Annotated in this window: 24 protein-coding genes; 12 read left to right on the forward strand and 12 right to left on the reverse strand. The window is 70.0% G+C overall.

The genetic code is table 11. The features are described 5' to 3' along the window. The first annotated feature begins 19 nt into the window (after window positions 1-19). Window positions 20-1,759 carry a potassium/proton antiporter gene (locus tag LR394_RS32610; RefSeq protein ID WP_231448466.1) on the forward strand — a complete coding sequence of 580 codons (1,740 nt, stop codon included), beginning with the start codon at window positions 20-22 and terminating at the stop codon, window positions 1,757-1,759. On the opposite strand, the gene ribD is transcribed toward LR394_RS32610, so the two are convergent. After that, the gene (gene ribD, locus LR394_RS32615; RefSeq protein ID WP_231448467.1) at window positions 1,671-2,858 is read right to left on the reverse strand and encodes a bifunctional diaminohydroxyphosphoribosylaminopyrimidine deaminase/5-amino-6-(5-phosphoribosylamino)uracil reductase RibD; all 1,188 of its coding nucleotides are present in this window, start codon (window positions 2,856-2,858) and stop codon (window positions 1,671-1,673) included. The genes LR394_RS32610 and ribD overlap by 89 nt on opposite strands. A 119-nt stretch (window positions 2,859-2,977) precedes the next feature. Between ribD and LR394_RS32620 the strand changes: the two genes are divergently transcribed. The 3 genes from LR394_RS32620 (at window position 2,978) to mscL (ending at window position 5,659) form a co-directional block, all read left to right on the forward strand. After that, window positions 2,978-3,322, forward strand: coding sequence for an FmdB family zinc ribbon protein (locus tag LR394_RS32620; RefSeq protein WP_231448468.1), 345 nt, complete (start codon window positions 2,978-2,980; stop codon window positions 3,320-3,322). 142 nt (window positions 3,323-3,464) lie between these two features. After that, the gene (cpaB, locus tag LR394_RS32625) at window positions 3,465-4,778 is read left to right on the forward strand and encodes a Flp pilus assembly protein CpaB (protein ID WP_231448469.1); all 1,314 of its coding nucleotides are present in this window, start codon (window positions 3,465-3,467) and stop codon (window positions 4,776-4,778) included. A 467-nt stretch (window positions 4,779-5,245) separates the two neighbouring features. Then, window positions 5,246-5,659: a large conductance mechanosensitive channel protein MscL gene (mscL, locus tag LR394_RS32630; RefSeq protein ID WP_269330179.1), complete on the forward strand. Its 414-nt coding sequence runs from the start codon at window positions 5,246-5,248 to the stop codon at window positions 5,657-5,659. 77 nt (window positions 5,660-5,736) lie between these two features. On the opposite strand, the gene LR394_RS32635 is transcribed toward mscL, so the two are convergent. The 7 genes from LR394_RS32635 to LR394_RS32665 form a co-directional block, all read right to left on the reverse strand. Continuing rightward, window positions 5,737-6,288 (reverse strand): hypothetical protein, encoded by a 552-nt coding sequence (locus tag LR394_RS32635; RefSeq protein WP_231448471.1) that lies wholly within the window; start codon window positions 6,286-6,288, stop codon window positions 5,737-5,739. Between the two features lie 268 nt (window positions 6,289-6,556). Then, on the reverse strand, window positions 6,557-7,138 hold the full coding sequence (locus tag LR394_RS32640; RefSeq protein WP_231448472.1) for a hypothetical protein: 582 nt from the start codon (window positions 7,136-7,138) through the stop codon (window positions 6,557-6,559). Between the two features lie 87 nt (window positions 7,139-7,225). Then, a complete protein-coding gene (locus LR394_RS43360) occupies window positions 7,226-11,437 on the reverse strand; it encodes an AAA domain-containing protein (protein ID WP_231448473.1) in 4,212 nt (1,403 codons plus the stop codon). A 184-nt stretch (window positions 11,438-11,621) separates the two neighbouring features. Next, on the reverse strand, window positions 11,622-12,176 hold the full coding sequence (locus LR394_RS32650; protein ID WP_231448474.1) for a peptidase: 555 nt from the start codon (window positions 12,174-12,176) through the stop codon (window positions 11,622-11,624). A gap of 146 nt (window positions 12,177-12,322) precedes the next feature. Beyond that, window positions 12,323-12,802, reverse strand: a complete 480-nt coding sequence (locus LR394_RS32655) for an NUDIX hydrolase (RefSeq protein ID WP_231448475.1) — start codon at window positions 12,800-12,802, stop codon at window positions 12,323-12,325. Between the two features lie 13 nt (window positions 12,803-12,815). Further along, window positions 12,816-13,538: a DUF305 domain-containing protein gene (locus tag LR394_RS32660; protein WP_231448476.1), complete on the reverse strand. Its 723-nt coding sequence runs from the start codon at window positions 13,536-13,538 to the stop codon at window positions 12,816-12,818. A gap of 5 nt (window positions 13,539-13,543) precedes the next feature. Beyond that, window positions 13,544-14,191, reverse strand: a complete 648-nt coding sequence (locus LR394_RS32665) for a DUF3105 domain-containing protein (protein ID WP_231448477.1) — start codon at window positions 14,189-14,191, stop codon at window positions 13,544-13,546. 318 nt (window positions 14,192-14,509) lie between these two features. Between LR394_RS32665 and LR394_RS32670 the strand changes: the two genes are divergently transcribed. The 4 genes from LR394_RS32670 to LR394_RS32685 all read left to right on the forward strand — a co-directional run bounded on the left by LR394_RS32670 (window position 14,510) and on the right by LR394_RS32685 (window position 18,212). Then, window positions 14,510-14,812 (forward strand): urease subunit gamma, encoded by a 303-nt coding sequence (locus tag LR394_RS32670; RefSeq protein ID WP_231448478.1) that lies wholly within the window; start codon window positions 14,510-14,512, stop codon window positions 14,810-14,812. Between the two features lie 9 nt (window positions 14,813-14,821). Continuing rightward, on the forward strand, window positions 14,822-15,130 hold the full coding sequence (locus LR394_RS32675; protein ID WP_231448479.1) for an urease subunit beta: 309 nt from the start codon (window positions 14,822-14,824) through the stop codon (window positions 15,128-15,130). Window positions 15,131-15,275: 145 nt separating this feature from the next. Continuing rightward, window positions 15,276-16,994 carry an urease subunit alpha gene (locus LR394_RS32680; protein ID WP_231448480.1) on the forward strand — a complete coding sequence of 573 codons (1,719 nt, stop codon included), beginning with the start codon at window positions 15,276-15,278 and terminating at the stop codon, window positions 16,992-16,994. Between the two features lie 120 nt (window positions 16,995-17,114). Beyond that, the gene (locus tag LR394_RS32685; RefSeq protein ID WP_231448481.1) at window positions 17,115-18,212 is read left to right on the forward strand and encodes an iron-siderophore ABC transporter substrate-binding protein; all 1,098 of its coding nucleotides are present in this window, start codon (window positions 17,115-17,117) and stop codon (window positions 18,210-18,212) included. 2 nt (window positions 18,213-18,214) lie between these two features. On the opposite strand, the gene LR394_RS32690 is transcribed toward LR394_RS32685, so the two are convergent. Continuing rightward, complete coding sequence (locus tag LR394_RS32690) at window positions 18,215-18,889, reverse strand: hypothetical protein (protein WP_231448482.1); 675 nt, start codon at window positions 18,887-18,889, stop codon at window positions 18,215-18,217. 85 nt (window positions 18,890-18,974) lie between these two features. Next, complete coding sequence (locus LR394_RS32695) at window positions 18,975-20,102, reverse strand: AbrB family transcriptional regulator (protein WP_231448483.1); 1,128 nt, start codon at window positions 20,100-20,102, stop codon at window positions 18,975-18,977. Between the two features lie 136 nt (window positions 20,103-20,238). Here LR394_RS32695 and LR394_RS32700 point away from each other — a divergent pair, with 136 nt between their 5' ends. The 3 genes from LR394_RS32700 (at window position 20,239) to LR394_RS32710 (ending at window position 22,582) form a co-directional block, all read left to right on the forward strand. Continuing rightward, window positions 20,239-21,123 carry an urease accessory protein UreF gene (locus LR394_RS32700; protein ID WP_231448484.1) on the forward strand — a complete coding sequence of 295 codons (885 nt, stop codon included), beginning with the start codon at window positions 20,239-20,241 and terminating at the stop codon, window positions 21,121-21,123. A gap of 73 nt (window positions 21,124-21,196) precedes the next feature. Further along, window positions 21,197-21,871 carry an urease accessory protein UreG gene (gene ureG / locus LR394_RS32705; protein ID WP_407937175.1) on the forward strand — a complete coding sequence of 225 codons (675 nt, stop codon included), beginning with the start codon at window positions 21,197-21,199 and terminating at the stop codon, window positions 21,869-21,871. Then, window positions 21,872-22,582 (forward strand): urease accessory protein UreD, encoded by a 711-nt coding sequence (locus LR394_RS32710; protein ID WP_231448485.1) that lies wholly within the window; start codon window positions 21,872-21,874, stop codon window positions 22,580-22,582. It begins immediately after the preceding gene. Here LR394_RS32710 and LR394_RS32715 read toward each other — a convergent pair. Beyond that, window positions 22,576-23,664: a glycoside hydrolase family 16 protein gene (locus LR394_RS32715; protein WP_231448486.1), complete on the reverse strand. Its 1,089-nt coding sequence runs from the start codon at window positions 23,662-23,664 to the stop codon at window positions 22,576-22,578. The genes LR394_RS32710 and LR394_RS32715 overlap by 7 nt on opposite strands. A 193-nt stretch (window positions 23,665-23,857) precedes the next feature. Between LR394_RS32715 and LR394_RS32720 the strand changes: the two genes are divergently transcribed. Further along, window positions 23,858-24,712 carry a hypothetical protein gene (locus LR394_RS32720; RefSeq protein ID WP_231448487.1) on the forward strand — a complete coding sequence of 285 codons (855 nt, stop codon included), beginning with the start codon at window positions 23,858-23,860 and terminating at the stop codon, window positions 24,710-24,712. A gap of 19 nt (window positions 24,713-24,731) precedes the next feature. Here LR394_RS32720 and LR394_RS32725 read toward each other — a convergent pair whose 3' ends face one another. Next, window positions 24,732-26,288, reverse strand: coding sequence for an alkaline phosphatase D family protein (locus LR394_RS32725; RefSeq protein WP_231448488.1), 1,557 nt, complete (start codon window positions 26,286-26,288; stop codon window positions 24,732-24,734). Window positions 26,289-26,395 lie beyond the last annotated feature (107 nt).

The following is a 26,395-nucleotide window of genomic DNA, read 5'->3' on the forward strand; positions in this document are numbered from 1 at the left end:
GCCACGAAGGGCCAATAATTTGACGATTGAGCAGCTCAACCTAGCGCTGCTCGCCGGTCCGGCCGTTCTGCTCGTCGCGGTGGCTGCGGTGCGGCTTTCCGTGGGGACCGGTTTCCCGTCACTCCTTCTTTACCTGGCGCTCGGGTTGATCATCGGCGAGGGCGGCCTCGGCCTGCAGTTCGAGAACGCCGAGCTGGCCTGGGTCCTGGGCTACGCGGCACTCGTGCTGATCCTCGCCGAGGGCGGCCTGACCACGAAGTGGTCCACGATCAGGCCCTCGGTCGCCCCGGCCGCGCTGCTGGCCACCCTGGGCACCTGCGTCTCGGTCACCGTGGCCGGGGTCGGTGCGCACTACATCCTCAGCCTGGAATGGCCGCTGGCCCTGCTGCTGGGTGCCGCGATCTCCTCCACCGACGCCGCCGCCGTGTTCTCCGTGCTGCGCCGGGTACCGCTGCCGCCCCGCCTGGTCGGGATGCTCGAGGCCGAGTCCGGTTTCAACGACGCCCCGGTCGTGATCATCGTGATCGCGCTGACCGCGGTGGCGCACGGCGAGCATTCCCACGGCATCGGCTACCTGCTCTACGAGGCCGGCTTCGAGCTGGTGGTCGGCACCCTGATCGGGCTGGGCACCGGCTGGCTGGCCGCGGTGGTGCTGCGCCGGGTGGCCCTGCCGTCCTCCGGGCTCTACCCGATCGCGGTCTTCGCCTTCGCGGTCGGCTCGTACGGTGCGGCGGCCACCATTCATGCCTCCGGCTTCATCGCGGTCTACCTGTGCTCGCTGGTGATCGGTAACTCCCGGCTGCCGCACGGCGTGGCGGTGCGCGGCTTCGCCGAAGGGCTTGGCTGGATCGCCCAGATCGGCCTGTTCGTGCTGCTGGGGCTGCTGGCCTCGCCGGAACGGCTGCCCGCCGCGCTCGGCCCGGCCTTCCTGATCGGCCTGGTGCTGCTGCTCCTGGCCCGCCCCCTGTCGGTGCTGCTGGCGGTGTCGTGGTTCCGCATCCCCCTGCGGCAACAGGCCTTCCTGTCGTGGGCCGGGCTGCGGGGAGCGGTCCCGGTGGTGCTGGCGACCGTGCCGGTGGCGCAGGGGGTGGAGAACGCCAATCAGCTCTTCGACATCGTCTTCTGCCTGGTGCTGATCTTCACCCTGGTCCAGGCCCCCACGTTGCCCTGGGTGGCCAAACGGCTAGGGCTTTCGGACGATTCGCCCACGGTCGGGCTGGACGTGGAGTCGGTGCCGCTCGGGGCGCAGGGGGCGGAGGTGCTGGAGGCGCACGTCGGGCCGGAGTCGCGGCTGCACGGCGTGGAGATCTTCGAGTTGCGGCTGCCGCCCGGTGCCAACGTCACGCTGATCCTGCGCGACGGTGAGGCGATCGTGCCGGACAACCGCACTGCGCTGCGGCATCGCGACGACCTGATCGTGGTCACGCCGGCGGCGGTGCGCAAGGCCACGGAGGACCGGCTGAAGGCGGTCAGCCTGGGCGGCAAGCTGTCGGCCTGGCACTCCAAGGACGGCAAGGACGCCGGACGCACCACCCGGGCCCGCGTCTCGGCGAACCCGGGTGGGCCCATCAGTTCTGGCAATGGTTCGGGCTCGGCTGGGGCGCCGGGCACGGGCGGGGTTGCTACCGGTGCGGCCGCCCGCCCGAACTTCCCGCCGGATGCCCCCGGGGTCACCGTGCCCGGGGCCGCGCAAGCACTCGTACGTCGCCTCCGACCTGGCGCACGTCCACAAGATCCAGGCGCCAGACGTCAGCAATAGTCGTGATCCCGGCGTCCATCAGGGCGTTCGGGCCGGCGCCGAGCAAGGACGGGGCCAGGTAGGCGATCACCCGGTCGACCAGTCCGGCCTCGACCATCGCCCCGGCCATCCGCGGGCCGCCCTCCAGCAAGACGTGTCTGCACTCGCGGGCATACAGCTGACGCATCAGGGCGTGCAGGTCCAACTCCCGCCGCCCACCGCCGTAGGGGGTGCCGCCCGCGTAAGGTGCGCCGCTCGTCCCCAGTTCCTGCCCGCCACTCCCCTGAGGCGAGCCAGCCGCGTTCGGTGCGGCGACCGTCCTCAATCGGCTCTCGATCGTGCCCACCTCCGCGCCCGTGGCGATCCAGGTGGGGGCGTCGTTCCCGCGGATCCGGGCGTTCGCCGGCGTGCGGTTGTGCGTGTCGGCCACCACCCGCAACGGCTGCCGGGCCAGCGGGTTGCCGTCGGCATCGCGCACCGTCAGCAGCGGATCGTCGGCCAGCACGGTACCCACCCCGACCAGCATGGTGTCCACCTGGGCACGCAGCCGGTGCACGTCGCTGCGGGCCTCCACGCTGGTGATCCACTGACTGGTGCCGTCCTGCGCGGCCACCCGCCCGTCCAGCGTCGCGGCGAACTTCCAGGTCACGAATGGCCGCTGCTTACGGACCGCGGTGAGCCAGACCTCGTTGCCCTCGCCCGGCTCCAGACCTCGCTCGGCCTCCTCGGCCAGCACTCCGGTCTCGACCTCGAGGCCCGCGGCCCGCAACCGCGCGGCCCCGCCGGAAGCGGCGTCGGTCGGATCCGGAACTGCAACAACGACCTTTTGGACGCCCGCGGCCAGCAATGCTTCAGAACACGGGCCGGTGCGTCCGGTGTGGTTGCACGGCTCCAGCGTGACCACCGCCGTGGTGCCCCGTGCCCGGCTCCCGGCTGCCCTCAGTGCCATCACCTCGGCGTGCGGTCCGCCCGCCTGCTCGTGCCAGCCCTCGGCGACCACCGTTCCGTCCGGGTCCAGCAGCACACAGCCCACCACCGGGTTGGGCAGAGTTGTGGCCAGGCCCCGGGCCGCCAGCCTGATCGCCTGCCGCATCGCCTGGATCTCAGCCTCGTTCGCCATTGCAGTCCGTCTCCTCGGTTCCGGTGGCTCCCCCGGTCAGCCGTGCGGGCGACACCCGCGGGTGCATTACTATTGGCACTCAAGACTAGAGAGTGCCAGCCGCTAATCAGGAGGACGACGTGCCCACGTACGTCTATGCGTGCACCGAGTGCAACCACGGCTTCGAGGCGCAGCAGGCGTTCTCCGACGACGCGCTGACCACCTGCCCGGAGTGCTCGGGCAAGCTGCGCAAGGTGTTCAACTCGGTGGGCATCGTGTTCAAGGGCTCGGGCTTCTACCGCAACGACTCGCGCGGTTCGTCGACCTCGACCTCCCCCTCGGCGACCTCGTCGACCGGCTCTTCGGACTCGGGCAGCTCTTCGAGCTCGTCCTCGGAGAGCAAGTCAACGTCCTCGTCGTCCTCGTCGGGCGAGAGCAAGAGCAGCTCTTCGGGTTCGGCCGCCTCCAGCGGTAGCGCGGCCTGAGTTCTGGATCTACGCCGACCGGGGTGAGCGATCACCTCGGTCGGCGCTTTTGTGTTTTCCACAGCAGGCACGAAGGCCGGTTTGTCCACAGGTGGTTCGGCTGATCTGATTCGGGCACTTGGGGCTGGCTAGCTTTACCGGCATGCCAGCCGATGCCCCCGATCGCGAAGAACTGCTCTCCGGCGGCTGGGTGCCCGGCCGGTTCGGGCCTCCCGCTTCTGCGGTTGGTTCGACCGGGGTGGTGGCGGGCGGCGATGCCCGGCGTACCGGTCGAAGGGCCCGGCGGCCGGTGGAGTCAGCTAGTGATGCGCCACAAGCGTTTTCGCTAGGCACGCTGCTATCCGGACCAGCCAGCGACGCCCCTGTTGACCAGGGCGATCAAGCCGCGGAACCAGATCCGGCACGGGCGGCGGGAACATTCGCCTCCGAATCGACGGGCACGTCCAGCTCTAGCTCAGCCGGTGCCTTCATACCCGAGCCAACGGCGGAATCCGCTTCTCGACGCGCGGATCCGATCGAACCGAATCCGACTCCGCTGGAGTGGTTTCCGCCGCATCGTACGGCTCCGGCGCCAGGTGCGTTCCCCGCTCATCCCATCGCCACCCTACCCGAGCCAGAGATCCCTCTCTTCGAGCCGAACTTTAAGCCCCAGAAGGAGTTTTCGACCAGCCACGATGGCCTACCTCACTGGAACCCGCCGCCGAGCAGCTCTCCACCAGGTCGGCGGAGCGAGAACACCTTTCTTGGCAAGGCCTTTCGCCGAATTGAGGGCTCGGACGCGCTGCGGCAGTATCGCGAGCTCCGCCATCCGCCGCGGCTGGGCAGCGGGCGCAGCCGAACGACCCGCCTCACGATTGCCCGGCACCGCACCAAGCTCACGGTCGGGGTGCTGCTGTTCGCGATCTGGTTCACCGTCCGCGCGGCCGGCCCGGCGCCGCCCGAGCTGGTCACGGTTCTTGTTGCTGCACAGGATCTTCCCGCCGGGCACCGGCTCACGTCCGAGGATCTGAGGACGGTTGAGCAGAACGGCCCGGGTCAGTCGTTGCCGGGCCTCGACTCGGTGGTCGGCCGGGTTCTGGCCACGCCGGTTCGCGAAGGTGAGCCGATAACCGACACCAGGGTGCTGGGCCCGGGGATCCTGCGGGGCTTACCGGCCGAGAGCGTGGCCGTACCGATTCGGCTGAGCGATCCGGCGGGTGCTGCGCTGGTGCGTCCCGGAGACCGGGTAAATGTGCTGGCCAGTACGGCGGCTAGTTGGTCGGCCGAAGCGGGAGGAGGTAGTTCTTCGCTGAGTCCGTCGAGCACCGAGCAGGCTGCGCGAAATGCGCTGGTGCTGAGCGTTTATTCGGGCGAGGAGCACGGCGGGGTGCTGGTACTGGCGGTTCCGGCGTCGGAGGTCAGCGGCTTGGTGGGGGCAACCACCGGGGCGCAGGTCTCGGTGGTGGTGCTGCCGTAGCGGGCACTGGTTGGTGGTGCTGCCGTGGTGGGTGCTGGTTCAGGCCTCGATCGTGTCGCCCGGGTGCCCGGGGTTCGGCTGCCCTCTCAGACCGGGCCCACCGCAAGGCCGATCCGGCAGACCGGGGCCTACCGCAAGGCCGATCCGGCCGCCCAGCCGGTTCGGCCGCCCAGCCGGTTCCGCCGTCCAGCCAGTTCCGCCGCCCAGCCAGTTCCGCCGCCCAGCCAGTTCCGCCGCCCAGCCGGTTCCGCCGTCCAACCGGTTCGGCCGCCCAGCCGGTTCGGGCAGCCCATCCGGTTCGGCAGGCCGATCGGTTCGGGCAGCCCAACTGGTTCGGTACGGGATCGCTCACGCGGCGTTCACCTTCCGGAACCGCACCGGTGACGTCGCTGGCGGGCAACCTCACCCGGGCCGCACTAACCTCGCCTCTGCCCCGTTTCCCCCACCCCTCGAAGGGCACAGCAGACATGATCAAGGGCTTCAGAGACTTCATCCTGCGCGGCAACGTGATCGAGCTGGCCGTGGCGGTGGTGATCGGCGCGGCGTTCGGCAAGATCGTCAGTGCGTTCACCGACGGCATCATCACCCCGCTGATCGCCTCGCTCGGCTCCAAGGAGGTGGGCGGGCTCAACTTCCGGATCCGGCCGAGCAATCCGGCCACCGAGGTGCAGGTGAACGAGCTGCTCACCTCGGCGATCAACTTCCTGCTCGTCGCGGCGGTGGTCTACTTCCTGATCATCGCCCCGATGAACGCGCTGATGGAGCGCCGTCGCCGCGGTGAAGAGCCCGAGCCGGCCGCCCCCGCCGAGGACATCCTGCTGCTCCAGGAGATCCGCGACCTGCTGCGCGACCGGCCGATCGAGCAGGGTCCGCAGCGCTGAGTCCCACCCTCATCCGGGCAAACAGCAGTGGGGGGCGCGGCGCCTCGATCCGGCACCGCGCCCCCCACTGGAGGGAACTACTTGACCTTGGTCACCGAGAAGTACGTCATCGAGTCCTTGTTGTCGTCGTACAGCCGCAGGCTGCGCTTGGCGGCCTGGACGTAGCCGTACTTGCCCTCGATCGAGAACTCGGCACCGCTGTGCGCGAAGTCGAACAGCTGGTTGGCCTTCTTCTTGTCGCAGACCGCGATGTTCAGGCTGCCGTTCTTCTTCTGCTGCACGCAGTAGGCATCGATCTCGTGGCTGTCGTTCGAGCTCATGATCTGGTACATCGGGTTCTTCTTGCCGACCTTCTTCAGCACCATCGTGGTGCCCTCGCTGGAGAGGCCGTTGGACTTGGTCGGCTTCGAGCGCTTCAGGTCGACCTTGCCGTCGCCACCGATCGAGACGATCCGGTCCTTGCCCTGGAACGTCCCGGCCTTGATCAGCACCGGCTTGCCGCTGATCGGCTCGGCCTGCGAGGTGGCCTGGGCGGTACCGGCGGACAGCCACATCCCGGCGGCGACGGCGGGGACGCCCAGGACGGCGGTGGCGACCTTGCTACGGCGGGAAAGGCGGGCGGTGAACATGATTCCTCCGGGTCGGCTGGCACTTGGCGTCAACCACAACCACGCCTCGGGGCGCCGAATCCGTTGCAGTTGAAGCGAAGTAGTTCTTCTGCTTGCTTCTCACTACGTTCGATGCGGCCTTCGGCGGGAAAGTTCGGAAGAACCCAAGAAATTTTTCAGCCAGGTCTGAACCCGGAGCCCGAGCCAGGTCTGGGCCGTGCCTGAGCCGGATCTGGGCCCGGAGCCTGAGCCGGGCCCAGACCGGCGTCGGAGAGAACTCGGACCAGGACTACTGGGCGACGATCGAGAACTTGGCCGCCGGGCCGGCGTGCTCACCCGGCAGGTGCGAGATCGTCCGCTTGTAGACCTCGAGGTGACCCCACTTGCCGTCGATCGTGAACTTCTTCCCGGCCGGGGCGAGGGTGAAGAGCTGGTTCTTCTTCTTGGCGTCGCACAGCGCGATGTTCACCGTGCCGTTCTGCTTCTCCTGCAGGCAGTAGGCATCGATCTCGTGGCTGTCGTTGAGGCTCATGATCTGGTACTTCTTGCCGACCTTGGTCAGCTTCATCGCAGTGCCCTCGGTGGACAGGCCGTTGGACTTGGTCGGCGTGGAGCGCTTCAGCGAGACCTTGCCGCCCTTCTCGACGGTCAGGATCCGGTCCTTGCCCTGGAACTTGCCGGCCTTGATCAGCACCGGGTCCTCAGTGTTCGGCTTGGCCGCAGCCGGAGCAGCCGAGGCCCCGGAAACCGCAGAAGAAGAAGGCTTTTCCGCGGCCTGGGCCGGACCGCTGGCGGCCAGCCACAGACCGGCCGCGACGACGGGCACCCCGGTAACCGCGGCGACGACCTGGGTACGGCGGGAGATCAGCATTTCGGGTTCCTCCGGATCGGGCGTGCGTTGCTTACAACAGCACTCACGCCCGAGGCGGAACCCCGGTTGCAGCCGAATCCGGAGAAATCACCCCCAGTGCGGCGGCCGCTCACGAATCAGGTCGTCGTCGCGCGAGCCGGAGCGCTCTTCGCCCCAGCCCTCGTCCCGGTCGTCGTCCGAACGGTCCGGGAAGGCGGGTTCGTCGTCTTCAGGTCCCAGAGAAATGCCCACGGAATCAGACGGTACCGGTTGTCCCGCCCCGGCTTCGGGCACCGTGCCATCCGGTATCCCAGCGTTCAGCACAGCGTCACCTACCGATCCGGAAGCGGCCGCCAGCACCGCGTCCTCCAGCAGGCCCGCATTCACCGTCTCGACCACGTCGAGGCTGTCCAGCGACAACCCGGCGGGCAGTTCGTACGCCTCGGGCGGCAGCGGCTGGGCCATCGCGGCCTCCCAGACCTCGCGTACCCGGGCGATCTCCCGGTCGGGGTCGGCGGCCAGGTCCATCGCGGAGATCCGGCAGTACGCCCAGCCGGCCCGTTCCCAGCGCGCCGGGCGATGCCGTTCCCGCTCCCGGGTGTTGCGTGAGGCGAACGCCGGCCCGTCCAGGTCCACGGCCACGAGCATCCGGCCCGGCACCCGCGGATCGGCCACGGCGACATCCAGTGGCCAGGCACCGTCACCCACTCGGTCCCGTACCGGCAGCCCCGCCGCGGACAGCCGTTCGCGAAGCTCGGTGACCAGCGCGTCCGAGTTCTTCGGCATCCGGCCGACGCTGCCGGGGTTTCGCCCACCCGCGGCCAACAGGACATCGCGCAGCAAACGCGCGCCCGCCGTCCGCAATCGGTCAACCAGAAGGTCGTCGGCGGTGAAGCAGCAGACCACGGTGGTGCGGTAGCGGGCCCGGCTGACCGCGGTGGTCAGCGCCGCCGCCCCCTTGTCCCCGTCGAGCACGCCGAAGCGGTGCAGAACGCGGCCGTGCGGGGTGCGGGCCAGGCCGATCGAGACGATGGCGGTGTCGCGCTCGATCCCCAGCAGCCGCTGCACCGGGCGGATCGTGAAGGGCTCGGCCAGGCCGGTGCGGCGCTGCTGGCTGAGCCACTGGGCCAGCACCGGCCGCTCGGGCAGGCTGATCCGCAGCGACTCCTCGATCCGCTCGGCGTGCCGTTCGCTCAGCGTGATCACGATCAGCGACAGCTCCGGCTGTTGCAGGGCGTGCCGCTCGACCAGGTCGATCACCCGGGCGACCTCGCTGTCCGCGCTGACCGGCAGCTCTTCACCGGGCGGCGGGATGGCGATGCCGTCGGCCACGGCCTCGAGGAAGAGCGGCGCCTGGACGCCCGTGCCCGGGGTCTGCTGCCAGCCCTCGGGATATCGCGGGGCCAGGGGTAGGAGCATGCGGCCGTCGCTGCTGCGGTGGTCGCGGTCCAGGCGGCAGACCTTGGTGAAGGGGGCCAGGGATTCGACCACCGACTTGCTGCCGTCCGGCGGGGCCAGCCGGCGGCGGTCACCGGCCACGATCACCTGACCGCCGCGGGCGAGCGCAGCTACTACCTCGGGCAGACCGATGTGCCCGGCGTCGTCCACAACCACCGTGTCCACGACCGGTCTGACCTTCGGATCGGCCGGGGCCAGGCAGGCGGCCACGGTGTCCGGGCTCATCACCCAGACCGGGGTCAGCGCGGAGAGCACGTCCCCGCAGCGGCGTACCAAGTCGGACAGGCGGGGCCGGGCGTCGTCGCGGGTCAGCCAGGTCCGCAGGGTGCGCATCTGCTCGGGCTGGGCGGTCAGGGCCTTGGCTGCACGGTTGGTGACGGCGGTGCGTACCAGCGCGGAACCGGCCTGGACGCGGGCCAGTTCGGCGGTGCGCAGGGTGTGGGCGGCCCGTCGCAAGGTTTGCGGGTCGTGCCTGGCCAGCCGCTCGTCCGACTGGACGATGCGCTCGCGCACCGAGGACCACCAGGCCAGGTCGAACTCGGCGTCGATGGCGTCCGGGCCGATCCGCCGTTCCTTCAGGTCGCCGACCAGGTCGCCCAGCCCGGCGTCGCGCAGGGCCTGCAGCAGCCGGGCCCGGCGGGGCTGGCCGAGGATGCCCTGGGTGTCGGTGGCCAGGTCGGCGACGCGTTGTTCCAGGTCGTCCAGGGGCATCGAGCCCAGCTGGGGAGCCGGTGTGCCGGAGAACGTCCCGGCCAGCACGGCCAGCGCATTCATCGCCGAGGTGACGCTGGCCGCCGTCTCGGTGAGCCCGACCACCACGCTCGGGCTGGACGGGGTGAGGGCGTGATTCTGCCAGCGGGAGAGCAGTTCTTGGGCGGTGCGCAGGGTGCGGTGCAGGTCGGGAACGCTGACCCCGGGCCGGACCAGCGCCTGGGCCTGACGTTTCAGCCGCCGCCGCTCCAGCCGCCCCGGGCCGTCGGTGGGCCGTTCACCGCGCGGGGCGGTAGCCACCACCAGGTCGTCCAGCTGCGCGTCGAAGAGCTGGGGCAGCATCGAATCCACCACCGAACGCACCCCGAGCAGCAGGTTCAGCAGCGGCAGCCACTCTTCCGCGCTGGTGGCCGGACGCAGCCCGGCCGCCGCGGTAACCCCGTCCATCGCGATCCGGGTGCGACGCAGGCCGGCCCGCAGCACGAGCGCGGCCTCCAGCGCCTTGCGGGCGTCGGTGTTGGTGGTGACCTGAGCGTCGTACCACCGGGTGTCGACCCGGGTGAGGGTGAAGGCCCCGGCGGCGGCCGCGGCGTGCAGATGCGCCCGCACCCGCTCGCGGGTGGCCCCGTCCAGGCTCTTCAGCACCTCAACGCCCAGCCGAACCTGCCCGCGGGCCGAGCCCGGGAGCTCAGCCAGCGCCGTCATGGTGTCGTAGGCGCTGACTCCCCACGGCTGGCGGACCTCGTGCAGGGCGATGACGTCACCGTCGAGCAGGACCCGGGCCTGGCGGATGGCTTCGGCCGACTCGTCGTCCAGCGCGGCCTTGCCCAGCGGCGGAAGCTGCCCGGTGGTGCCGTTGGTGGCGGCCGTCAACGCCGAGGTGAGGGTGGCGGTCAGCGCACCGGTGCGGGTGGCCGGACGTCCGCCGGGCGAGTCCCTCAGGTCTAGAACCAGCTCGCCGATGCCGGCCTGATGCAGCCGGCTCAGCAGGGTTTCGGTGCTGGCCCGGCGGGGGCTGAGCACCAGCACCCGGCGGCCCGCAGCCACCAGTCCGGCGATCGCAGCGGCCAGGGTGTGCGTGGCGCCGGAGCCGGGCGGGCCCTCGATCACCAGGTGCTCGCCGCGCAGGGCGGTGGCCACGGCCTCGGTCTGGGCCGGGTCGCAGTCCAGCACCAGCAGCTCGTCGGCCGGGTCGGCCTCGGGCGGCGGACTCACCGGCCGGGCCCCGCGCGGCCCCAGCCGGCCGACCACGGCCAGGCGGCGGGACTCGGGCTCACCCACCACCGGCTTCTGCTGCGGGATGAGCGAAGGTGGCTCGTCGGTGTCCGGCAGTCGCACCACCCGCGGGGCACCGGCCGCGGCCACCGAGCTGAGCAGCTCGTTCGCCGCGATCGCGGGCACGGCGGCGTCCAGATCGGCGAGCACCGCCCCGGAACCGGCCGCGAAAGTGGCCAGGACCAGGCTGCGCTCGATGGCGAAGCTGTCCAGGCCGGCGCAGTTGCGCTCGAGCCAGGTGTAGACCGGGCGCGGGTCGAACCCCTTCTCACCGTGCGCCGCGGCGGCCAGCTCGGCGCCGTCCGCCTCGATGCCGTAGTCCTCGACCAGGGTGCGCACCAGCTCGGGGTTGATCAGCACCGAGTCGTCCAGGTCCAGGTCGAAGTCGCTCTCCCCGCCACGCGGGCGGATCGAGCAGGCGCGCAGCACGACCGGGGCGTTGACCAGCTCGCCCGAGGCGGATCCGGCCGGGCGCCAGGTGGCCACCCCGATCGACAGGCAGGAGGCCTGCACCCCGCGCTGGGCCGACAGCACGATCGCCGCCCGCCGGATCATCCGGACCTGGTTCCAGGCCACGTCGTGCGCCTCGGGCTCCCGGAACAGCGCGGACAGCCGGGTCGGCCGGCCGGCGAACAGCTGGGCCAGGCCGGAGGGGTGGGCGTGGGTCAGGTCCAGCCAGGAGGCCCGGGCCTCGGGGCCGGTGGTGAGCAGGGTGTCGGGCAGGCCCGATCCGGCCAGCGCGCGGCGCCAGGCCTCGGCGGCGGCCACGACGCGTTCCGGGGTGGCGCCAGGAGCGCCCGACGACTCCACCGGGCGCTCGATCTGGGGCGTCAGGGATCGCTCGGTCAGCGACCCCCCGGCGGACTGCTCGGGCACCACCCAACGCTAGCTCGCACGGCACTCCGGAAGCCGAACCCGCCCCCGGCGCGCCGGAAGCCCGGTGCTCCCGGCAGCCGATCGCAGGACCGCCCCGGCCCACCGGACAGACGAGTAACAAGCCTGGTCACAGGCCGATTACCGAGCCGGCGGCGGGCCGGGGGTGTGACCGGAGCGACATCGTTCAGGCGGCCAACAACATCGCCAAGACTGCAGTGTCAGGGTCTTGCGCCGGGTCCACTCCGACCTTGCTGACCAATCTCGTGATCGTTCCGTCACGCTCTGCTTCCACCCACGAGGCCCGGTGATCCAGGCCCAGATGTGGGATGCCCGGAAGCAGCACACAGCCCGACGCCGCCTCCGAAGCCTCCGGAATCGAAGGCCGGCTCTCGGAAGGGGGGTGCAGCAGGAGCAACGCCGGTGGGGTCTGGCGACGGAACTCGCCCGGCGCCGGGGCGCCGTTACCCAGTACCGGTCCCGCGGACGTCACCAGTCCGACCGCACCGGGCATCGGCCCGTCCGGCGTGTCCTCGACCGCCCGGAAAACCGTGGTGGTCGGGACCAGCCCGGGGACCGCGGCGAGCCGGACCGCCAAGGTGAGGAACTGCGCCCACTCGCGGGTGGAGGACGGCCAGCGTCCACTGACGACGAAGCCGCTCAGCAGATCGTCACCGCCTTGATAAGGCGCGATCTCGACGTTCAGTGGCTGGTTGAGCGGGTTACTGTTCGGGTCCGACATGCCAGCTCCCTCCGACAAGGGACGCCGAATACGGCTTCTCGCCCCAGGCGGCCGCACACGGGCGCCCCATCGCACGTGATCACACGGTGCGGCACAAGGGCCCTGGCAGACAAGCCCCCCAGAGTGCCAGGTCGTGTTCCTGGGGCCTAGCCGTCGAAAAGAGTCCGGCCGGTGGCCTCGAACTTCTCCGCTTCGGCCAGCAGCCGGGGAACCGAGGGAGCCAACGGCTCGGGCAGGGAGAAGACGTCGAACCAGCCCACCGCCAGCGATTCGTCGTCGCCCACCTGCGCCTGCCCACCGGTCGGCCGGCAGGCGAAGAAGTGGTCCACGTACACCGTGCGGTCGCCGTTGGAGTAGATCACCGGTTCGGTGGTGCTGATCGAGATCAGCCCGGTCACCTCGATCGTGACCCCGGTCTCCTCCAGCACCTCCCGGACACAGCTGGCGGCCATCGCCTCGCCCGGCTCGGAGATCCCGCTGGGCAGCGTCCACAACCCGTTGTCGGAACGCTGCCCCAGCAGCACCCGGCCCGAGGCGTCCCGCACCAGGGCGGTCACCCCGGGCAGCCACAGCTCGTCGTGCCCGATCTTCTCGCGCAGGGCGAGGATGAACTCAGGAGTCGCCATGAGACGAACGGTATTAGCTCGCCTCGGCCCCACGCTCGGCGAGCATGTTCTCCATCAGGTCGATCTCGGACTGCTGGGCCTTGACGATGGTCTGGGCCAGGTTGACCGCCACCGGCTCGTCGGTCAGCTTGAGCGCGGCCTGCGCCATCGACACCCCGCCCCGGTGATGCTTGATCATCAGCTGCAGGAACAGCACGTCCGCCTCGCCGGTGGGCAGCGTGCGCAACTTGTTCACGTCGGCCTGGGTGGCCATGCCCGGCATCAGGCTGCTGCCCGCCTCCGGGATGTCCTCCGGGTCCAGGCCGGCCAGTTCGTGCTCGGCCTCGTGCCCTTCCATCCACTCCATCGGCGCCCCGCTGCGGCCCACGGTCAGGCCCCAGACGTTCAGCCAGCCCTGCATCTGCCCCATCTGGTTGGACTGGGTCAGCGCCATGTCGGTGGTCAGGTACCGGACGTCCTCGTCCTGGGTGCGGCGCTGGACGATGGTGGCCATGTCGACCGCCTGGGCGTGGTGATCGATCATGTCCCGGGCGAACCCGGCCGCCGCGGAGTTGTCCGCGGGCTTGGCCGGGCCCTGGATGTAGGTGACCAGCAGCAGGGTGGCGACCAGCAGCACCAGCGCCCCGATCGCCATCCGGATCAGGACCCGCCCGCTGAGCCAGAACTCCCGTGACGGCTCGTCCGGCTCAGGATCCTGCGTCACCTCGGCCGGGCCGGCCTCACCCGACACCACCACGCGGATCAGCCTTCCGGCGTGCCCACGCCACCGGTGCACGCGGCACCCGGCTCCGGCGTCTTCGGGCCCTGCTTGTACTCCTTGATGTACTTCTCGATCCGCGGGTCGTCAGCGGTGTCCACCGACATCTGGGTACCCCACGAGGAGAGCGTGATCGGGTTCTCCTGGCTCGGGTACGGCGAGAGCAGCATGTAGGTCTGGTTGCCGACCTCGTCCTTCAGCTGCTCGACCTGGGACTCGGGCACGTCGTCGCGGTAGGTGATCCAGACCGCACCGTGCTCCAGCGCGTGCACCGCGTTCTCGTTCGGCACCGGCTCGGCGTAGATGCCGCAGTTCAGCCAGGTCGGGTTGTGGTTGCCACCGACCGGCGGGGTCTGCTCGTAGGTGACCGGGGTCTCGACGTGGTTGGCGTCGAGGTCCTCGTACTCCTTGAGGCCGTCCAGCTTGGTCGCGGCCAGCCGGGCGTCCTCCTCCTTCTGCTGGGACTGCGCGGTCATCACGATCGCCGTGATCCCGCCACCGAGGGCGAGCACGATCGCGGCCGCACCGGCGACCAGGCCGATCCGGCGGCGCTTCTCCTTGGCCGCCTGCTCGGCGCGCAGCTTCGCCGCCTTCTCCGCGGTGGCCTGCCGGGCTTTCCTGGCGTTGGTCATGACGGTGTGGTGCCTCTCGGGTACAAGGGAGCTGGTCGTCGACAAGGTGCATACGCGCGGCGAAGAGCCTCAGTTCCGGATCGTGCACGTAAGTCGCGGCCACGCTACCGCTACACCAGCACGGACCCCAGAACAAGTTCAAGTTTCACATAGTTTTCTGTGAGCCCGGGCCCGGGAGGCAGGGCCCGGCGAACCTGAGGACGTCGGTGGCCACCCGCCGATCCCGGGCCGCCGAATGCGCCTGGTTGTAACACACACTCGCTATCGTGCCCGGCAGTCCAGGAAGTTCACCCGTCCGAGACCGAACGGAACCGCTTCATGCAGCTGTCCCCGCACGAGCAGGAACGCCTGATGCTCTCCTACGCAGCCGATCTTGCCTGGCGGCGCAAGGACCGCGGCCTGAAGCTGAACCACCCCGAAGCGGTCGCGATCCTCAGCTCGTTCATCCTCGAGGGCGCTCGCGACGGCCGTCTGGTCACCGATCTGATGCAGGCCGGCCGGGAGGTGCTGGGCCGCGACGACGTGATGGAGGGCGTGCCCGAGATGCTGCCCGAGGTCCAGGTGGAGGCCACTTTCCCGGACGGCACCAAGCTCGTCACCGTGCACCAGCCGATCGCCTAGGAGCTGCGCATGATTCCCGGTGAAGTGATCCCGGCCGACGGTGAGATCACCCTGAACGAGGGTGCCGAGCGCATCACGATCCGGGTGGTCAACACCGGTGACCGGCCGGTTCAGGTGGGCTCGCACTTCCACTTCCCCTCGGCGAACGCGGCCCTGGAGTTCGACCGCGAGCTGGCCCACGGCCGGCGGCTGGACATCGCCGCCGGTACTGCGGTGCGTTTCGAGCCGGGCGTCGATCGCGAGGTCACCCTGGTGCCGATCGCGGGCTCGCGGGTGGTGCCGGGGCTGAGTCTCCCGGCTCCCGGCCCGCTCGACTGAAAAGCCAACTAGGGACGTCGGTGACAGTCCCGCTCGAAGGCGCCACGAACGTCCGCCGGTAGTTCGGCAACCAACGGACGTCGGCGACAGTCCTGCTCCAAGGCGCCACTGGCGTCCCCTGGTTTCAAAGGAAGGCAGATCCGGCTTGGACCTCTCCCGCGCCCGCTACGCCCAGCTCTACGGCCCCACCGTCGGCGACAAGGTCCGCCTGGCCGACACCGACCTGTTCATCTCCCCCACCGAGGATCTCTGCGGCGGACCTGGCCGGGCCGGTGAGGAAGCCGTGTTCGGCGGCGGCAAGGTGCTGCGCGAGTCAATGGGCCAGGGCCGGGCCACCCGCGCCCAGGGCACCCCCGACCTGATCATCACCGGCGCCCTGGTGCTGGACCACTGGGGCGTGATCAAGGCCGACGTGGGCGTGCGGGACGGCCGGATCGTGGCTCTGGGCAAGGCCGGCAACCCCGAGACCATGGACGGCGTGCACCCCGATCTGGTGGTCGGCCCGAACACCGAGATCCTGGCCGGCAACGGCAAGATCCTGACCGCCGGCGGGATCGACTGCCACGTGCACTTCATCTGCCCGCAGATCGTGCCCGAGGCGCTCGGCAACGGCATCACCACGCTGATCGGCGGCGGCACCGGCCCGGCCGAGGGCACCAAGGCAACCACGGTCACCCCCGGATCCTGGTACCTCGCAAGGATGCTCGAGGCGATGGACGGCCTGCCGGTCAACGTCGCACTGCTGGGCAAGGGCAACACCGTCTCGCACGAGGCGATGTGGGAGCAGCTGCGCAACGGCGCCTCGGGGTTCAAGCTGCACGAGGACTGGGGCACCACCCCGGCCGCGATCGACGCCTGCCTGACCGTCTGCGACCAGACCGGCGTACAGGCCAGCATCCACACCGACACCCTGAACGAGGCCGGCTACGTGGAGTCCACGCTGGCCGCGATCAACGGGCGGGCGATCCACAGCTACCACACCGAGGGCGCCGGGGGTGGGCACGCGCCCGACATCATCACCGTCGCCGGCTACGGCCACATCCTGCCCTCGAGCACGAACCCGACCCGGCCGCACACCGTCAACACCCTGGCCGAGCACCTGGACATGCTGATGGTCTGCCACCATCTCTCGCCGAGCATCCCGGAGGACCTGGCGTTCGCCGAGTCCCGGATCCGGCCGAGCACGATCGCCGCCGAGGACCTGCTGCACGACCTGGGCGCGATCTCGATGATCGGATCGGACGCACAGGCGATGGGCCGGATCGGCGAGGTCGTGCTGCGCACCTGGCAGACCGCGCACGTGATGAAGACCCGGCGGGGTCTGCTCGCGGGCGACGTGCACGACGACAACCTGCGGGCCCGGCGCTACATCGCCAAGTACACGATCTGCCCGGCGGTGGCGCACGGCATGGAGCAGGAGATCGGCTCGATCGAGAAGGGCAAGCTGGCCGACCTGGTGCTCTGGGACCCGGCGTTCTTCGGGGTCCGCCCGCACCTGACGATCAAGGGCGGGATGATCGCCTGGGCGCAGATGGGCGACGCCAACGCCTCGATCCCCACCCCGCAGCCGATTCTGCCTCGCCCGATGTTCGGCGCCGCTGCCCCGGTGGCCGCAGCCACCAGCGTGCATTTCGTTGCGCCGCAGGCGATTGACGACGGCCTGGCCCAGCGCCTGAACGTGGACCGGCGTCTGGTCGCGGTCGAGAACGTGCGGCAGCGCGGCAAGGCCGACATGCCGGAGAACACCGCCACGCCCGACATCAAGGTCGATCCGGACACCTTCACGGTGCGGATCGACGGCGACGTCTGGGAGGAACAGCCCGCGACCAAACTGCCGATGGCGCAGCGATACTTCATGTTCTGATCGGGTTTTCACTTTGGGACGCGGCAACTGTCCGGTTTGGTGGGTCTTGCGGCGTGCGCAGGCGACCGTACGGCGAAATAGTTAGGTGAGGCTTACCTTCGGTCTGCTACCTTCCGCGTCATGACCACGCAACGCCGTCCGCCCTTCGCGCGTAGCTCCGCCGAGTTCACCCGGCGCTCAGCCCTGCTCGCCGGCGCCTCGGTGCTCGGCGGGGCGGCCCTGGCGGCCTGCGCTTCCGCGTCCTCGGGCGCTGCGGGTTCTTCAGGCTCCTCGAGCCCTTCCGGATCATCCGGTTCCGCCGGCCGGTTCCCGCTCACCGTGGAGCACCGCTTCGGCACCACCGAGGTCCCGGCCAAGCCCGAGCGGGTCGTCATCGTCGGCCTGTCCGAGCAGGACATCGTGCTGGCCCTGGGCGTGACCCCGATCGCCGTCACCGACTGGTACGGCGACCAGCCCTACGCGGTCTGGCCCTGGGCCCAGGACCTGCTCGGCGACGCCGAGCCGACCGTGCTCAGCACCGCCGACGGCTTCGAGTTCGAGAAGGTGGCCGCGCTGCAGCCGGACCTCATCATCGGCACCAACTCGGGCATGAAAGAGGCCGACTTCGAGAAGTTCTCGGCCTTCGCCCCGACCGTTGCGGGAGTCAAGGGCGGCACCGACTACTTCTCCCCCTGGGAGGACCAGACGCTGCTGGTGGCCCAGGCGCTCGGCCTGGAAGCGGAGGGCCAGAAGCTGATTCAGGACGTGAAGGACGGCTACGCCCAGGCGGCTTCGGCCAATCCGGAGTTCGCCGGGAAGGTGGCCACCTTCAGCCAGAACGGTTTCTACGACGGGCTGATCTACGTCTACCCGGCCGACCTGGGCACCGACTTCCTGTCACTGCTCGGCTTCACCGTCAACCCGGACCTGGCCGCCCTGGCCAAACCCGGCGAGCAGGCGGCGATCTCGTCCGAGCGACTGGACGTGATCGACACCGACGTGCTGGTCATCGCGGCGGAAAAGGCCTCGGACATCGATGCGTTGGAGAAGGTGCCCACCTACACCGCGCTGGACGTGGTGAAGGAGCAGCGCACGGTGTACACCGACCCGGTTCTGTCCGGCGCGATGTACTTCGTCACCCCGCCGAGCCTGCAGTACGTGCTGGAGCATCTCACCCCGGCCCTGAAGAACGCGGTCGCCGGTGCCTCCCCGGCGGAGATCACCGGCGCCGCGTCCTAGCTCTAGAGCTCGCTCTCGTTGCGGGCGGTGCGCGAGACCGATCCCTGAGTGGTGCTGGTCGAGGTGAACTTGGCGCGCCAGGCGCGCTTACCGATCTTCAGCCGGGTCACGAAGATGCCCTTTTTGTTGGTGGTCAGCATCCGGTGCGTCACCCAGCCGTCCTTGGTCCACCGCTGCAGTTCCACCCGGGCGCCGGGCAGGAAGCTGCGCCCACCCTTGGGCCCGAGGTTGAACCGCTGCACCGAGCCGCCGACGAACCGGTAGGGGTGCTTGTGCGTGACCAGCAGGGTCAGCAGGCTGCCGCGGCGGAGCCGGAAGTTGCTGGCGCAGCTCTCGGTACCCCGGCTGACCGTGGCCTGATGCAGCCCGGCGTCCGAGTTCGCGAAGTCCTTGGGGTAGAACGTCTTGACCCGGCGGCCGGGCGCGGCGTCGACATTGGCGTCGGGAATCCGCACGTTCCAGTCGGTGGCCTCCGGCACGCTGAATTTCAGGGACTTGGGCCGGCCCTTGAGCACCACCGAGCGCGGCGTGAAGTTGCAGTCGGCTGCGGCCGTGGTGACGTCCGCAGCGCCGGACTCGACGACTTCCGGCGGGACCGCGAGCGCTGTGGTCGATGTCAGTGGAGTGAGGACCAGCCCGGCGACGATCACCGAGACTCCCCCGAGTCTTCTCAGCATGCCTGTGACGGTAGGCGGCTACCGTCACGTCAGACACAGCCGTCACCCAGCTTTGGCCCGAACATCCTAGGGCGCAACCGGCCTGTCAGGTTTTCGGACCAGCGATCAGCCGGGCCAGAAGCGGTGCACAGAAGAGCATTACGAACAACCGGGCGATCTGGACCATGAGCACGAAGGTGACGTCGGCGCCGCTGCCCACCGCGGTGGCCAGGACGGCGTAGAGGCCGCCGGGGGTGGTGGCCAGGTAGCCGTCCAGCATGCTCTGCCCGGTTACGTCGGCCAGCACCACGCCGAGCCCGGCGCTGGCCACGATCAGCGCGACGATGGTGAGCGTGGCCAGTGGCAGCAGGGCCAGGACGGCCTTCAGGCTCTCGCGGGTGAACCGCAGGCCCACCTGCAGGCCGATCAGGGCGAAACCGACGCTCTGCAGCCAGGACGGCACATCCGCCCCGAACCCGGTGGCGGCCAGTACTGCGGCCACCGCCATCGGAAAGATCAGTGCTCCCGCCGGGATCCTGATCGACCGGGCCAGGGCCAGCCCGATCACCAGTGAGAATGCCGTCACCGCGAGGCCGGCCAGGATCGGGCCGAGGTCCCCGGGGCCGACCATGAACGGCCCGATCATCGTGACCTCGTCCGGGTCGAAGATCTCGATCCCGTAGGTGACCGCCGAGCCCTCGCCCGGGCCGAAGATCGTCTGAGCCACCAGCGGCATCCCGAGCATGATGATCAGCACCCGCAGGTACTGCACCACCGCCACCACCCGGTCGTCCGCCCCCAGGTCCCGGGAGATCGCCACCACTCCCGAGGCGCCACCGGCAATCATCGCGAAAACCCCGGTGGCCCGGGAAACCCCCGGCCGCAGCGAGAGCAGGTACCCGGCCACCACGCTGATCAGCAGGGTGGCCAGGCAGGCCAGGAGCACCGGAAGCCAGTCCTGCCGCATCGCCGTGAGTGTGCCCGGATTGAGCGCCGCCCCGATCGCCGCCCCCAGCACCGCCTGCGCGAAAGTCAGCGAGGGCCCGGGCAGCTCAGGCACCCGCGGCGCCACCAGGGCGTACAGCAGCCCGGCGGCCAGCGAGCCGAACAGGGCCGGCGAAGGCAACCCGGCCCACCACAGCAGCAGCGAGAACACGCCGGTCAGGACGAGCAGAATCAGCCAGGGCCAAGGACCTCGAGCCCGATCTTCATGGTCATCAGGAACTTCGGGCACATCGGTCAGCGTAGGACCCGCCCGACGATCCACTCCTCAGGGGCCTCCGCAGGACGCCGGCCGGCCGATCGGCGACCCGGACACACCGCCGGCCGAAACGACATTGTCTGTAACACGGGCGATCTAGGCTGGTGCGGTGCTCGTCCCCGGAATCGCCTCGCTCCTGGCCCTGGCCGATCAGCGGCTGCCCAGCGGTGGTCACGTGCACTCCGGCGGGATCGAGCAGGCGATCACCGAGGGCCTGGTCACCGAAGTAGCCGGCCTGGAGCGTTTCCTGGAGCGCCGGCTGCGCACCACCGGGCTGGTCACTGCTGGTCTGGCCGCCGCTGCGACGGTGCTCAGCGCCTCGCCTCAGGCTCCCGCCCACCTGGCCCAGCTCGACGCCGAGGCCGACGCTCGCACCCCCTCACCGGCCCAGCGCATCGCCTCCCGCGCCCAGGGCCGAGGTCTGCTACGTACCGCAAAGGCTGCCTGGGCCGCCCCCTCCACCACGCTGAGCTGGACCGATCTCGGTGCCCGGCCGCACCACCCGGTCGTGCTCGGCTGCGCCTGCGCCGCCGGCGGGGTCTCGGCCCAGGGGGCCGCCCTGGCCGCCGCCTACCTCTCGGTCAGCGCGCCCTCCACTGCCGCCCAGCGCCTGCTTGCCCTGGACCCGGTCTCGGTCGCCGCGGTCACGGTCAGGCTGGGCCCGGCCATCGAACAGATCGCGGCTGCGGCCCTGCTCAGCTGGGGTTCGCCAGATTCCGGTCAACCCGAAAGCCACCCCGGAACGAACCGAACGAAAACCGCCGAAGCCGGCCACAACATTCCGGCCCACACCCCACCCGGCCCGCCCATCGGGGCCACCCCGCCCCAGCAACTCGACCTCACGAAAGCCGACCCCGCCGCCGTGTCCACCGGGCCCGACCAAGGTGCGGCCGACGTTCTCGATCTTGCTCTTCTGCCCGACGATTCCGACCCCCTGCTGGATCTGCTGGCCGAGCGCCACGCCGCCCGAGAGGAGCGCCTCTTTGCGTCCTGACCTTTACCTCACCGATTCCGCCCACGGCGGCGCCCGGCTCGGCGTACCCCGTCCGGCCGCGCTACCCCACGAACTGCCGGGCGAGGATCCGCACGAGCATCTGTCCGGGCCGGGCCGCCTCTCCGGGGCGAACGGACCGCTGCGGGTGGGCATCGGCGGGCCGGTCGGCTCAGGCAAGACCGCGCTGGTGGCGGCGCTGTGCCGGGTGCTGGGCGAGCGGCTGCAGCTGGGGGTGGTGACGAACGACATCTACACCACCGAGGATGCCGACTTCCTGCGGCGGAACGCGGTGCTGCCGGACGAGCGGATCGTGGCGGTGCAGACCGGTTGCTGCCCGCACACCGCCATTCGCGACGACATCACCGCCAACCTGGACGCGATCGACGACCTGGTGGAGCGGCTGGAACCGCTGGACCTGGTGCTGGTCGAGTCGGGCGGCGACAACCTGACCGCCTCGTTCAGCAAGGGCCTGGTGGACGTGCAGATCTTCGTGGTCGACGTGGCCGGGGGCGACAAGGTGCCGCGCAAGGGCGGGCCGGGGGTGACCACGGCCGATCTGCTGGTGATCAACAAGACCGATCTGGCCCCGCTGGTCGGCGCCGACCTGGAGGTGATGGCCGGGGACGCGCACAAGGTCCGGGGGTCGCAGCCGGTGGTGCTGCAGTCGCTGCGCGAGGACCCGCGGGCGAGTGCGGTGGCGGACTGGGTGCTGGCTCAGCTGGACCGTACGGCGGCGGTCAGCGCCTAAGTGGATTCGCGGATCGAGATCGTCGCGGTTGCTCGTGACGGGCGAACGGTTGTCCAGAGCATCCGGGGCGGTGGGCATTTCGCGGCGCGGCAGACCGGCCAGGGCGTGGTGCATCTGGTCGGCACGGCGGCCGGGCCACTGGGCGGAGACCGGGCGGTGGTGGATGTTCACGTGCAGCCCGGGGCCCGTCTGAAGGTGCGCAGCGCGGGCGCGACGATCATTCAGCCCGGTCGGCTGCGCCCGGATTCGGTGATGGAACTGAACCTGCGGGTGGACGAGGGCAGCTGGCTGGATCTGGCCACCGAGCCGACCGTGGTGTGTCAGGGTGCGCAGCACGAGAACCGCACCACGCTGAGCCTGACCGGCGACGGGCAGGCCCGGCTGATGGAGCAGGTGCTGCTCGGGCGGGCCTACGAAGGGCCGGGCGCGTGGGCGGGGCGCACGGTGATCACCCGCGACGGCTCGCCGGTGCTCCGGCACACCCTGCGTTCTGCGGTGGTGGCGGTCGGCGGGACCCGGGTGATCTCGACTTTGGTGCGCACCGATCTGCCCGCGGCCCGGGCCGACACGCGCGGTGATGCCGTGGCCCTGCCGCTGAGCGCGGGTGGCCTGCTGGTCACCGCCACCGGCCGGGACCTCTTACCGGTCCAGGCCGATCTGGGCAGTCTCGAGGCCGAACCCGAGACGGTCGAGCCCGAGACGGTTCAGTAAGGCCGGGAGTAGGAAGTCTCCGAGGGCGGGGGCGTCTTCTTCGGCTTGCGCCGGCCCGGGTAGCTGAGGATCGCCACGGCCGAGGCGACCATCACGCTGCCGCCGATCAGCCAGGGCCAGATGCCGCCGGTGAGCTTGCCGCCGCTCGAGGTGTTCTCGGCCGGGATCGGCGTGGCCGAGGCGGTCTCGCTCGGCGTGGCCCCGGAGGACGCAGTGGCCTCGGGGGTCGGGGTCGCGACCGCGGTGTCGGTGCCCACGGTCAGGGTCTCGCCGGGCTCCGGCTGCACCTTGGTGTACTCGTAGATCTTCATCGAGTCGATCTCGAAGTTCTTCGGCAGCTTGGAGCTCTTGTCCGGCTTCCCGCTGAGCGAGTCACCGGTGGTGGTGGCCATGCTGAGCCAGCGCGAGCCCTTGTAGGCGTTGTCCGACCAGAAGATCTCCTCACCGTCCAGCCGGACCAGCAGGTGCTTGGGCGCCCACTCGATCGTGTAGGTGTGGAACTTCTTGGCGAAGTCCTGCTCGGAGTGCGCCTGCTCGGAGTTCTTGCCGTAGCCGTTGCTGACGTAGGCGGTGGCGGTGTCCGGGGCGAGCAGCTCCAGGCTGGTGATCGCGTTGGCGCTGTTGTCCTTGGTCGGCGACAGGGTGATGTAGCTGTTGATCCCCTGGCCCGCCGGCACCTTGGCCTTGACCTCGAACTTGCCGTAGGTCTGGGGCCAGTTCCAGCAGCCCATCCCGCCGGTGGTGTAGTCCTGCTTGTCGGTCTTCTTCTTCTCGACCTTCAGCCGGAGGATGCCGTCCTTCATCGTGGCGTTGTCCTCGGACCAGGCGCTGCTGCCGGCCGCGTACTTGCCGGAGTAGCGCACACAGCCCTCGGGCAGGCTGGAGCCGTTGAAGTTGACCTCGCTGCGCAGCTTCCAGCTGGGCTTCTTCTTGGCCGCCTTCTTCTTGGGCGTCTCGGTGGCGCTGGCCGAAGGCTCGGCCTCGGGCGTGGTGGTGGCGACGGCGGCCTGTGATCCACCCAACACAGCGACGGCGGCAAGACCTGCCGCGGCCAAGGAGCGCTTGTACCGGGTCGGCCTCATGCCTGCCTCTCGTCATCAGATCCGGCGAGTTCGTGCGTCGACGTACCTTACGCGCCATTCCTGAGACCGGGTGAACCGCCGGTCGGGTGACGTCCGCCTGGGTGACAGCGCAGGGGCGCTGACCAGGTACATCACCCTCCTGCCGATGCAGGCGTGAGGCAAGGAGAGACGGTCGGCCAGGGAGGGCGCGCGGGTGGCACGGGGGAAGAATTACGGACGGGGTACGCACCGCAGTGGGTCCCAAGCCAACCAGCCGTCCCCAGCGACCCGAGGCGCCAAGGCGCCCACACCGTCCGTTGCTGGGGGTTCAGGTACGAGACCGACGCGCGCCCGCAAGAAGGACCGGACCACACTCTTAGCCGCCTCGGCCGGATTTCTGGCCGTCTTCGGCGGTCTCTTCACCACGGGGGCGCTCGACCCCCTTATCCACGACACCGTCGCCCTGGTCCAGGCGAAGGCCGATTCGGGCCAGCCTGAGCAGCTCAACGCAGGCAAGGTCGTGGACTGGATGTACTACGAGGACGTGCCGGAGTGGTCGCAGGTCCGCGGCGTACCTAAGGCTCCCCGGGTTTCCAAGCCCACCGAGCCCGCGCGTCCCCGGATCGCTCCCCCTGAGCATCCGCACCGCGTGCTCTTCAACGGGCCTCCCCCGATGCCGGTGGTGAGCTTGCAACCGCCGGACGACTGCATGCAGCCGCACAACCCGGTCTCGATCGCCCACAACTTCGCGGTGACGGCCACCGGCGGCGGAAACGTGTCGGTGCGCTGGTGGGACATGGGCGACCCGGACACCCAGACCTACGAGGTGGTGGCGGTGCCGGAGTACGTGAACCAGTTCAACTACTCGCGCAATGTGCCGCAGCCCCCGAAGAAGTTCACCTCGGTCAAGCCGGTCGGTGGATGCGCGCAGATGAACACCACGGTGTCCGGCCTACCCCGCGGGGCGCGCTACACGTTCGCGCTGATGGGGGTGAACAAGTCGCCGCTGAACAGCAACCGCACCTACTCGATCACCCGGGCGACCAGCGAGGTGATCAGGATCCGCTGACCACCTCGCCGGCCCTCGCTCAGGCGCTCCGGAGCGTCTTCGACCAGAGCGACTTACCCTTGATGTCCCGCAGGTAGACGGTGAAATCCTGGCTGTGCGCGTCGATCTCGACCTCGCCGAAGAACTGGTAGCCCTCCAGCGGTGAGGTGTTGGCGGCCGGTGGGGCGGCGACGAACACCTCCTTCGGGCCGAAGGTGGAGTCGAGTTTGTTCGGCCCGAACGCCCCGGCGTGCAGCGGCCCGCTGACGAACTCCCAGAACGGGTCGAAGTCGGAGAACCCCGCGCGGGCCGGGTCGTAGTGGTGGGCGGCGGTGTAGTGCACGTCGGCGGTCAGCCACACCGTGTTCTTCACCTTGCGGCGCTTGATCTCCCGCAGGATCCAGGCGATCTGCCGCTCGCGGCCCAGCGGCCTACCGGCCCGGCCCTGGGCGACCGCTTCGATGTTGTCACCGTCCGGCACGATCAGGCCGATCGGCATGTCGGCCTGGATCACCTTCCAGGTGGCCTTGGACCGGTCCAGCTCCCGGACCAGCCAGCGGGCCTGCTCGGTGCCGAGAATACCTCCGTCGGGCGAGATCCCGCCCTTCTCCTGGCCAGGGGTGTTGCTGTCCCGGTAGGTGCGCATGTCGAGGATGAAGATGTCGAGCAGCGGCCCGTAGGAGACCTTGCGGTAGATCTGGTGCTCACGCACGGTGCGCGGGCTGAGCGGCTGGTACTCGGCCCAGGCCTGGTAGGCCCGGCGCTTGAGCACCTCGATGTCCTTCTCGGTGTAGCGCTCGTCGTCGAGGATCTCGCCCGGGTACCAGTTGTTGCTGACCTCGTGGTCGTCCCACTGCGAGACCATCGGGGTGCGGGCCAGGAAGGCACGCATCGCCTCGTCGCCAAGGTTGTACCGGTGCGCGCCGCGGAAGTCGGCCAGCGTCTCGGCAACGTGAGACTTGCTCTCGTCCAGAACGTTCCGGTAGATCCGGCCGTCGGCCAGGGCGACGTCGCCGGTGATCGGGTTGTCGGCGTAGATCGAGTCGCCGGAGTGCAGGAAGAAGTGCGGGTCGCGTTTCAGCATGGGCCGGTAGATCGGGAAGCCGCCGAGGTCGGGGTTGCGACCCCAGCCCTGGCCGCTCTGGTCACCGCTCCAGAGGAATCTGATGTCCTTGGGCCTTCTGGCGGCCGTGCGCAGCAGTCCGTCCGCGCGCTCGCCGACCGGGCGATGGGCGTCCGGGTCGGCCAGGACGACGCGGTAGTCGAGCGCCTCGCCCGCGGGCAGGCCGGTGAGCTGCACCCGGCCGGTGAAGTCGCTCTTGCCGGTGAGCACCGGGCCGCGGTAGGTGCCGACGCCGGGCACCTGCACGAACATCCGCGCCGGACGGTCCGAACGGGTCCAGACCACAGCGCTGTTCGAGGTGACGTCGCCGGCCTGGATGCCGTGCGTGATGACCGGCCGTCCGCGGCTGATCAGAGCGGCCGAAGCGGCCGGGGAAGAGGCTGCCGGGGCGATGACGCCGGTGGCGGTGAGGCCGGCGACGCCGAGGGCGCCGCGCAGCATCCCGCGCCGGGACACGGAGTCGTTGGTGGGCATGACCTTCAGGCTGGCCGTTGCCGGGGACCACGAAGACATCAACGAGTGACACCGAGACGACGAACTCATGGCCGTGGGAAGGCTTAGGCCGTACTAACTTCTGGCCA

The organism is Kineosporia babensis (assembly GCF_021129305.1).
GTDB classification, from domain to species: domain Bacteria; phylum Actinomycetota; class Actinomycetes; order Actinomycetales; family Kineosporiaceae; genus Kineosporia; species Kineosporia babensis.

Coding starts and splice junctions, on each gene's coding strand:
- ribD (WP_231448467.1), bottom strand. CDS start 2,858: ATGGCGAACGAGGCTGAGATCCAGGCGATGCGGCAGGCGATCAGGCTG.
- cpaB (WP_231448469.1), top strand. CDS start 3,465: ATGCCAGCCGATGCCCCCGATCGCGAAGAACTGCTCTCCGGCGGCTGG.
- mscL (WP_269330179.1), top strand. CDS start 5,246: ATGATCAAGGGCTTCAGAGACTTCATCCTGCGCGGCAACGTGATCGAG.
- LR394_RS32635 (WP_231448471.1), bottom strand. CDS start 6,288: ATGTTCACCGCCCGCCTTTCCCGCCGTAGCAAGGTCGCCACCGCCGTC.
- LR394_RS32640 (WP_231448472.1), bottom strand. CDS start 7,138: ATGCTGATCTCCCGCCGTACCCAGGTCGTCGCCGCGGTTACCGGGGTG.
- LR394_RS32650 (WP_231448474.1), bottom strand. CDS start 12,176: ATGTCGGACCCGAACAGTAACCCGCTCAACCAGCCACTGAACGTCGAG.
- LR394_RS32655 (WP_231448475.1), bottom strand. CDS start 12,802: ATGGCGACTCCTGAGTTCATCCTCGCCCTGCGCGAGAAGATCGGGCAC.
- LR394_RS32665 (WP_231448477.1), bottom strand. CDS start 14,191: ATGACCAACGCCAGGAAAGCCCGGCAGGCCACCGCGGAGAAGGCGGCG.
- LR394_RS32670 (WP_231448478.1), top strand. CDS start 14,510: ATGCAGCTGTCCCCGCACGAGCAGGAACGCCTGATGCTCTCCTACGCA.
- LR394_RS32675 (WP_231448479.1), top strand. CDS start 14,822: ATGATTCCCGGTGAAGTGATCCCGGCCGACGGTGAGATCACCCTGAAC.
- LR394_RS32685 (WP_231448481.1), top strand. CDS start 17,115: ATGACCACGCAACGCCGTCCGCCCTTCGCGCGTAGCTCCGCCGAGTTC.
- LR394_RS32690 (WP_231448482.1), bottom strand. CDS start 18,889: ATGCTGAGAAGACTCGGGGGAGTCTCGGTGATCGTCGCCGGGCTGGTC.
- LR394_RS32715 (WP_231448486.1), bottom strand. CDS start 23,664: ATGAGGCCGACCCGGTACAAGCGCTCCTTGGCCGCGGCAGGTCTTGCC.
- LR394_RS32725 (WP_231448488.1), bottom strand. CDS start 26,288: ATGCCCACCAACGACTCCGTGTCCCGGCGCGGGATGCTGCGCGGCGCC.